Origin of the sequence: Mesorhizobium sp. M7A.F.Ca.US.014.04.1.1, from assembly GCF_003998745.1 — a bacterium.
Classification (GTDB): Bacteria; Pseudomonadota; Alphaproteobacteria; order Rhizobiales; family Rhizobiaceae; genus Mesorhizobium; species Mesorhizobium ciceri.
In genome coordinates this window covers 1-8182 of sequence record NZ_RZRW01000251.1, presented here as the reverse complement: position 1 = coordinate 8182, position 8182 = coordinate 1, and the positions used below count along the sequence as shown (strand labels likewise).

The 8182-nt window shown below is 62.0% G+C and carries 7 protein-coding genes and 2 pseudogenes; 2 read left to right on the top strand and 7 right to left on the bottom strand.

Features of this window, described 5'->3' with window-relative positions:
* The 5 genes and pseudogenes from EOA22_RS17625 to EOA22_RS17600 form a co-directional block, all read right to left on the bottom strand.
* Positions 1-438 (bottom strand): PLP-dependent transferase (locus EOA22_RS17625; RefSeq protein WP_206521296.1); only part of this gene is annotated, 438 nt, incomplete at its 3' end.
* Positions 435-1169: pseudogene (locus EOA22_RS39700) on the bottom strand (FadR/GntR family transcriptional regulator). The pseudogene EOA22_RS39700 and the gene EOA22_RS17625, both read right to left, overlap by 4 nt.
* Positions 1170-1296: 127 nt before the next feature.
* On the bottom strand, positions 1297-2769 hold the full coding sequence (locus tag EOA22_RS17615) for an FAD-dependent monooxygenase (protein WP_063170221.1): 1473 nt from the start codon (positions 2767-2769) through the stop codon (positions 1297-1299).
* 521 nt (positions 2770-3290) lie between these two features.
* On the bottom strand, positions 3291-4664 hold the full coding sequence (locus EOA22_RS17605) for a PleD family two-component system response regulator (protein WP_063167894.1): 1374 nt from the start codon (positions 4662-4664) through the stop codon (positions 3291-3293).
* A 33-nt stretch (positions 4665-4697) separates the two neighbouring features.
* A complete protein-coding gene (locus EOA22_RS17600) occupies positions 4698-5069 on the bottom strand; it encodes a response regulator (protein ID WP_013531932.1) in 372 nt (123 codons plus the stop codon).
* A 246-nt stretch (positions 5070-5315) separates the two neighbouring features.
* Between EOA22_RS17600 and EOA22_RS17595 the strand changes: the two genes are divergently transcribed.
* Both EOA22_RS17595 and EOA22_RS17590 read left to right on the top strand, forming a co-directional pair.
* A complete protein-coding gene (locus EOA22_RS17595; protein ID WP_024503583.1) occupies positions 5316-5615 on the top strand; it encodes a DUF3572 domain-containing protein in 300 nt (99 codons plus the stop codon).
* Positions 5612-6265 (top strand): hypothetical protein, encoded by a 654-nt coding sequence (locus EOA22_RS17590; RefSeq protein WP_013531934.1) that lies wholly within the window; start codon positions 5612-5614, stop codon positions 6263-6265. Before EOA22_RS17595 ends, EOA22_RS17590 begins: the two co-directional genes overlap by 4 nt.
* Before the next feature lie 10 nt (positions 6266-6275).
* On the opposite strand, the gene EOA22_RS17585 is transcribed toward EOA22_RS17590, so the two are convergent.
* Together EOA22_RS17585 and EOA22_RS17580 are read right to left on the bottom strand one after the other, a co-directional pair.
* Positions 6276-7808 (bottom strand): hypothetical protein, encoded by a 1533-nt coding sequence (locus EOA22_RS17585; RefSeq protein ID WP_063167893.1) that lies wholly within the window; start codon positions 7806-7808, stop codon positions 6276-6278.
* 107 nt (positions 7809-7915) lie between these two features.
* Positions 7916-8182, bottom strand: a pseudogene (locus EOA22_RS17580) (GNAT family N-acetyltransferase); the annotation flags it as partial.

Here is an 8182-nt window from a genome sequence, read left to right as displayed (position 1 = left end):
GACCGCATCCGGGTAGGACCCGTCGACATAGTCGACCTTGATGTTGAGGCGCGGCAACAGCCGCTCGAACAAACGGTAGGCATCGCCATAGCAATTGCGCACCGCCACGATGCGCTCGCCCGCACCGACGAACGCAAGCACTGTGGCGCTGATCGCCGCCATGCCACTGGAAAAGCCGCGCGCGGCTTCTGCGCCCTCGAGCGCTGCCACGCGCGCCTCGAACTCCATCACCGTGGGATTGTCGCCGCGCGAGTAGATCGGCTGCCTTCGTTTGCCGGCAAAGGTATCGGCCATCTCGGCATAGTTGGCGAAGGTGAACAGCGAGGTCTGGTAGATCGGCGGCACCACCGCACCGCCGGGGAACGGTTCGTCATGCGCCAAAAGCGTGGCCGCTTCGGTGAGATAGTCGTAATCGAAACCTGATGGATGCTCGTTCATGTCTGGCTCGAGAGTTTGAGTTTGGCCGCGCCGCGCTTGAGGTCGTCCTCGACGGTGGCGATCAGCTTGAGCGCCTCGGCGCGAGCGCCCTGCGGATCGCGGGCAGCAATGCGTTCGTAGATGGTCCGGTGATAGGGAAAGCTGGCGTGGCCGAAGTCACGCACGCCGAGCGGATGCTCCCAGAAGCGGTGAAACAGCTCATGCATGGCGGCGATGATCTGCTCGAACAGCGGATTGCCCGAGACCCGGTAGATCGCCTGGTGGAACTCCCAATCCTCTTCCGACGACATGCCCTCGCGCGTGCGGAACGCCTGTTCCATGATGTCGAGCTTGCGTGCGATCTCGGCAATATCGGCTTGGCTGGCGCGTTCGGCGCAAAGGGCTGCTGCCTCCGCCTACAGCGCGCGGCGGATCTCCAGCGGCTGCATCAGGCTGGTGAAATCATTGCCGCCGGCCAGTGTCAGCGGCATGTGCAGCATATCAGGCGAAACAGCCGCCTTGAGATAGGTGCCGCTGCCTTACCGGCGTTCGACGAGGCCGAGCCCTTCCCAGCGTGTCAGAGCCTCGCGCACGGTGTTGCGGCTGACCTTCAGCCGCTCGGCGAGAATGCGTTCGGTTGGGAGTCTGTCGCCCAGCTGCAGGGCTTCGGCGCGAACAAATCCCACCAACGCCTTCAACACGGCGTCGTCGCGCGCCGTGATTTGAATGGGTGGCAGGCTGTTCTGGTCCACATTTCCTCCGAGTGGTCCAATGGTCCAACCAATTCTGCACAGTTGAAAACTCCTGTCAACAAACTGTCAGGAGCACTGTCGGAGGAAGCGACGCAATATTCTCAAGGCGGTCGCGCGATCGCGTCTGCTAACCTGCGGCAGCAGGCGGCCCGAACCAGGTGGTCAGCGCGCCCACAAGGCCCCGTTGGGTTCCCGCCCCGGCCCAAGCCACATAACCATCGGGCCGGATCAAGACCGCGTCGGGCGCAACGACACTCCCGAGAGCCGGCAGGTCCCAGATACCGGCGTAACCGGCGTCGATCTGCCGAACCCGTTCTGCCCAGGGCGCGATGTCCAGTCTGCCGGGCTCACCGAGGTTGAGCAGCACGGGCCGCGCGTCGTGCAGCAAGGTGAAGACCCGCAACGGTCCGCCGGCGGTGGTCAGATCGAGATCGGGCATTCGCCGCCCAAGCAGCGGGTGCCCCTCTTCGAGGTCGTAGTGGACACACAGGCCGGACATCTCGGCTGCGATCTTTTTGCGGGGTTCATCCATGCCGAGCAACTCGGCAACGGTGTCGGCCAAGGCCTTGCTGCGGTCATCCGTGCGGCGAAGCGCGACCTGCGCCATCGTGTTACGCAACACGCGGGCGGCAACCGGATGGCGCTCGGCGTGATAGCTGTCGAGAAGGCTTTCCGGCGATATCCCCTTGATGACCTGGGCCAGCTTCCATCCAAGGTTCACCGCATCCTGCACGCCGATGTTGAGGCCCTGTCCACCCATCGGCGGATGGACGTGGGCGGCATCGCCGGCCAGCAGCACGCGTCTGTCGCGATATGCGGCAGCCTGGCGCGTCATGTCGGTGAAGCGGGAGAGCCAGGTCGGGCTGTGGACCCCAAAATCGGTGCCATAGATGGCGGCCAGCGCCTCGCTGAGCTCGCGTAGCGTCGGTTCGCCGCGCGCCTCCAGGCGGGGCTCCGTCAGCACGACGCCAACCTTCTTGCCGTCCTCGATCTTACCCAGGGCATGAATTCCGGAGGCGTTGCTGCGGAAGCCCCATGCCGGTTCTTCCGACATTTCGACCTCGGCAATCATCCAGCTCATCGTCGGATCCCATCCGGTGAACTCGATACCGGCCGCCTTGCGAATGGTGCTGCGGCCTCCGTCGCAGCCGACCAGATATGCGGCCCTCAGGCGGTGACCGGTGGACAGTTCGACGTCGACGCCGCTGTCGTCCTGGATAAACCCCGCAACCTCGTGTTCACGATAGATCGGCACCTTCAACTCGCCGACCCAGTCGGCCAGGATGCGCTCGATGTGGTTCTGCCGCAGCGCCAACAGGTAATTGTGCCGGGTTGGGAAGTCGCTGATGTCCAGGCGGATCATGTGAAAACCTACGGCCGGGCTCACTTGGCCCTGCGAGAGGAACCGATCAGCAATTCCGCGCTGGTCGAGCACCTCGATGGTGCGTGCATGGAGGCCACCTGCGCGCAGGCCGGCAAGTTTCTGATCCGGCCGCCTTTCGACAATGGCAACGTCGACGCCTGCTAGCGCCAGTTCGCCCGCCAGCATCAATCCCGCCGGACCACCCCCGGCGATCACCACCGCATGATCTGAAACCATTGTCATCACTCCCGTTTTCCGCACCTTGGTTCGGGTCGGTTTTACGGGAGGAGCCGGGTCTTGCCGCAAGCCCCTTGTGCGCCATATGTATGAAATGGAAGGGAACGGTATTGTTTCCCCTGTTGGTTGCCGCGGAACAAGCGCTCGGGGCAATTTCCCCTAACGATATCCAGATTTTCAGGCGCAAAAACCCAGAGTCTTCCGTGCTTTGGCACGGAGCTCTGATGTTCATTGGAAAGAAGGGGGCCGGTCGGCGTTTGGCAGCGGTACGAGGAGGCCACTATGTGCCAGCGCCGGCCGGCCGACCCCACGGACCCAGGAGATGCGGCGGACCTGAGCATCATGGGGTATTCCCAGGGACCGGAGCCGGCGGTCTATCCTCGTGCCGGCTTCGTCTTGGCCTGCACAGTCGCGCAAGAGCTTATAAAAATCAACAGTTTCTTAACCAAGGCTCGCGAATCGCTTGGATTAAGGTAAACGGGTAACCCTGTCGGGTTGACTGGATAATCGGGGCTGGGTCACTACGCCGCCTTGGCGACGACCCGATTGCGGCCGCCGCTTTTGGCTTCGTAGAGCGCGAGATCGGCACGCTTCATGAGCGCCGCCACCGTGTCCACGCCCTTCAGCACCGACGACACGCCGACGCTGACCGTGACTTCGATCGCCTTGCCGTCCTGGCCAATGGCGAAAGCCGCCTGGGCGATTTCGGCGCGAATGCGCTCGGCCACCTTCTCGGCCACCGCGCCCTCGGTATCCGGCATCACCACGACGAACTCCTCGCCGCCAAAGCGGCAGGCAAGGTCGATACCCCTGACATTCTTGCGCAGCCGCCGTGCGAATTCCCGCAGCACCTCGTCGCCGCCATCATGACCGTGCGCGTCGTTGATCGCCTTGAAGCGATCGAGGTCGGTGATCATCACCGACAGCGGCCGGCGCCGTGCCACGGCGCGATCGAACAGCGTCTGCAGATGGCTGTCCAGATAGCGGCGATTGTGCAGCCCGGTCAGACCGTCGGTCACCGCCATTTCGATTGTCTGGGTGACGCTGGCCCGTAGCTGGTCGTTGTAGCGCTTACGGCGCACCTGCGTGCGCAGCCGTGCCGTCAGTTCCTGCTGGTCGATCGGCCGCATGAGATAGTCGTTGATGCCGAGTTCCAGGCCGCGAATGATGCGTTCCTCCTCGCCCTCCTCCGCCAGCAGGATAATCGGCACGAAGCGGGTGCGATCGAGCGAGCGCAACTGCGAACAGAGCCTCAGCGGATCGAAATCGGCGAACGCGGTCGAGATCATCACGCATTCATAGGATGTCTCGGCGGCCTGGAAGAAACCGGCATGCGGATCATGTGTGACGTCGAGGTCGGCCCGATCACGCAGCATCTTCTGGATGCGCTCGACGGATGTTTTGCGCTCGTCGATCAAAAGCACTTTCGGCGTCGTGTCCTCGGATGCGAAATTGCGGCTGAGCAACTCCTCGATGCCGATATTGCGCGTCGTCGAGGCGCGCAGCCGCAACTCGTCGGTCAGCGACTTCAGCCGAACAAGGCTCTTGACGCGCGTCATCAGCTGCAGGTCGTTGACCGGCTTGGTCAGGAAGTCGTCGGCGCCAGCCTCAAGCCCGCGGACGCGGTCGGAAACCTGGTCCAGCGCGGTGATCATCACCACCGGAATATGCGATGTCGCCGGATCGCTCTTCAGCCGCCTGCAGACCTCCAAGCCGTCCATATCGGGCATCATCACATCGAGCAGCACGACATCGACCTTGCCGTTCTCGCAGGTCTCGATCGCATCCGGCCCGTTGGTGGCGGTCAACACTTCGAAATATTCGGCCAGCAGCCGCACTTCCAGCAGCCGCACATTGGCAGGGATATCGTCGACGACGAGGATCCGCGCAGTCATTTCATAACGCTCCGGCTCGGCTGAAGGGGCACATCACGCATCGCCCAGATAGGATTTGATGGTTTCGATGAAACGCGGCACCGAGATCGGCTTCGAAATATAAGCCTCGCAGCCACCCTGGCGGATACGTTCCTCGTCGCCTTTCATGGCGAAGGCGGTCACGGCAATGACGGGGATGACGTGCAGTTCGTCGTCCTCCTTCAGCCATTTGGTCACTTCAAGCCCCGACACCTCAGGCAACTGGATATCCATCAAGATGAGATCCGGCCGGTGCTGGCGTGCCAGATCGAGCGCTTCCAGACCGTTGCGGGTGCGCACGGTCTCGTAACCGCTTGCCTCGATGAGGTCCCGAAAGAGCTTCATGTTGAGCTCATTGTCCTCGACGATCATAACCTTCTTCGGCATCGATATCCCGTCCCGGCCGCCCTTCCGCTTCGAAGGCGACCGTCATGCGCCCATATCTGAACGCACCAAACCCTGCTTCACTTTACGGCAATATGATTGACGAAACGGAAATCCGCGGCTGGAAAACAGCGCGAATTCTACCTCGTCGCCTGCGCGTCCAAAGGGCGCGCCACGCTCTAATGGCTTGCCGCAAGCAACTCTTGCCATTACTGCGGGAGAGACTCATTCCACACACCGAAGGTAGTGATGGCAAACGCAGCGTCAATGCGCGAAGAAGCGGAATCGATTGCCGTGAAGGCCCTGGGCTTTGTCGCCTCCGATCCGGAGCTTTTGCCGCGCTTTCTGGCTATCACCGGCATAGAGGTCCATTCGATCCGCAAAGCCGCCAGTGAGCCGGGTTTCCTGGCTGGTGTCCTGCAATTCATCCTCGCCCACGAGCCGACGCTGATGCGCTTTGCCGAGGAAACCGGCACCCCGCCGGCTGCTGTCGGCAAGGCCCTGCGGTCGCTGCCGCTGGGCGATGACAATCACGAGCATTCCATATGAGCGATGATCCAGAAACAGCGCGCCAGATCGAAGAACTGGCAGCCGACAACCGGCCGTTGCTGGTGCTCGATGTCGACGATGTCGTGCTCGAATTCATCCGCCCGTTTCCGAATTTCCTCAAGACGCGTGGCTATGGCCTGACGCTGGCCTCGTTCCGGCTGACCGGCAACATCGCAGAGACGGCCAGCGGCCGCCTGATCGAACAGCCCGAAGTCACGGCACTGCTGGGCGATTTCTTTGACACGCAAGCCGATTGGCAAAACATTACGGACGGCGCGGCAGAGGCCCTGGCAGGGCTTGGCGACCGCGCGGAAATCATCTTGCTGACGGCCATGCCGCACAAACACCGTGCCGTGCGTCGTGTCCATCTCGACGCGCTTGGACTGAGCTACCCGCTTCTGACCACTGAAATGGCCAAAGGACCGGCAGTGGCCAAGCTTCGCGGCAAGGCCGGCCGACCGGTGGTCTTCGTCGACGATCAGCCGCACAATCTGGCGTCGGTGCGGGAATCGGTCGCCGACGCCGAACTGTTCCACCTGATGGCCGACAATTCACTGCGCGCATTCCTGCCCCCGGTGACGGACGATGTGGTCGTCGTCCAGGACTGGCACGAAGCCGCGCCGAAGATCGCAAGCGCGCTGGGGCTCTAAACTCCAGCCTTCAAGGGTTCAGTTTCGCACCTGCGCCGCCGCTGTCGTCCCCGCTGTCATCGTCGCCGTCACCATCGTCCACGCTGTCGTCCACGGCCGGATCGGCAGGCTTCAGCATGACGCCATTGACGGTGACCGAACCGTCGGCCTTGGCGTTGACGATCCATTCCAGCCGTCCATCGGACAGCGTCTTGCCAAAGCCCTTCGCCATGAGAGCGACTGGCACGTATTGGGCCACCTCCGGTTCCGACTTTGCCGCTTCCTGCAGGCCTTCGACAAGCTTGTCGAAGCCGGCGACATCGACGGTCACGCTACCTTCGGGCTTTTCGCCCGGGAATGTCATCTCGCCTTCCAGGGCGATCTCCGTATCCTTGTTCTTCACGGTGCTGTGGCCAAGCACGACCTTCGGCGTCTTGGCCATGAAGTCGGCCTTAAGCTGCTCGCCGAATTCGGCAGACAGCGGCGGATTCTTATTGAGATCAAAGGCTTCGATCGCCTTCTTCGCCATGCTGTCGAGATCGATATTGGCGCCGCCAAAGTTCAAATCGACATCGGTGGGCAACAACCCCACGCTCCAGCTCGGGAGAAGCTGGGTCGGCACGGTCAGTCCCGATGCCTTGATGCCGTAGGTGATCGTGCCGTTTTGGGCGACGCCGTCGGAGCCGAACACGGTGCTGAGCTGGGTGGCGCCGAAATTGCCGACCGGGCTTTCCACCGCGAAATCCTTGAAACCATAGGTCCCGTCGATACGCTGCCAAAGCGGTAAGGCGGCGAACAAAAGCGATTTGAGCTGCGCCTGGTTGGCCTTCAGCGTCGCCTCGTCCTCGTTGGCCACAGCAAATGCCAGGAGATCGAGCAATGGCTTGGTCTGCACGCCCTTGCCGCTGGCTTCGACCGACAATTCCGGCGACCTGACGGTGACCGGGAATTTCAGCCCGCTCTCGGGGTCATCGAAATTGATCGCTTCGACAAAACTCGACACCTTCTGCGAGGTTGTGAAATCGACGCCCCCGGTCGCCGACTTGGTCGCGGCAACGGTCGCGATGCCAGCGCCGGCGCTGGCCTCCATGTGCTGCTTGGCATCCTTCGACGCCATCGTCATGCCGGCCATCGAACTGGTGCCGCTGGTGAAGGCCGCCAGATTTGGATCGTAGACGCCCGAGCCCTTGCCGTCCTTGATCGAAAACTGAGTGCTTTGCAGGCCTTCGGGTCCGTTGAACTCGAAGGAGGCGCTCTGGGAGAAATCCATCGAGACATCCCAGGATCCGTCGCTGCGCGGCTTGACCATCAGGGCATAGGGCGCGAAGTCGAACTTCAGCAGTTTCTGGTCCGGAAATGATGCGGCAAGTGCCTTGAAATCGAACAGGATCTTGTAAGCACCACCTTCCAGCGAAACCTTCAAAATGCCTTTGTCGATCGCCTGCTTGCCGACATAGCGGGACAAGTCGTCGGACAATTGCTTCGCACCCTGACTGTCGACGGTCTGACTGAGAGCAGGGGCACTCAACGCAAGAAGGAACACGAATGGCAGGGCACGGTTCACGCGAATTCTCCGTTTGACCGAGAAGAAAGGCTTTGTCCGTCTGGTATGAAATTACCGCTGCAACCGCAAGGTGAGATCGACAACGGCATCCGGGCAGGCAATCTCGATCAAAGCACCAGCCGCATCAGCGGCCGACCGGCCTTGCGTTCCAACAGCCTCTCGAAACCAGCCTTCTCGAAGACCCGCGACGAGCCGACGAACAGGCCGATCGAACGCGAATCGCGAGACAGATCTATCGGACAAGCCTCGAGCAGCCGTGCACCGTTCTGGCGGGCAAAATCGATGCCGCCTTCGACGAGGCGATGCGTCGCGAGAGCAGCCGGGAACGCAACAAGGACCACATCAAGGCGCGCATCGCCGGCGCCAGCCGGAAG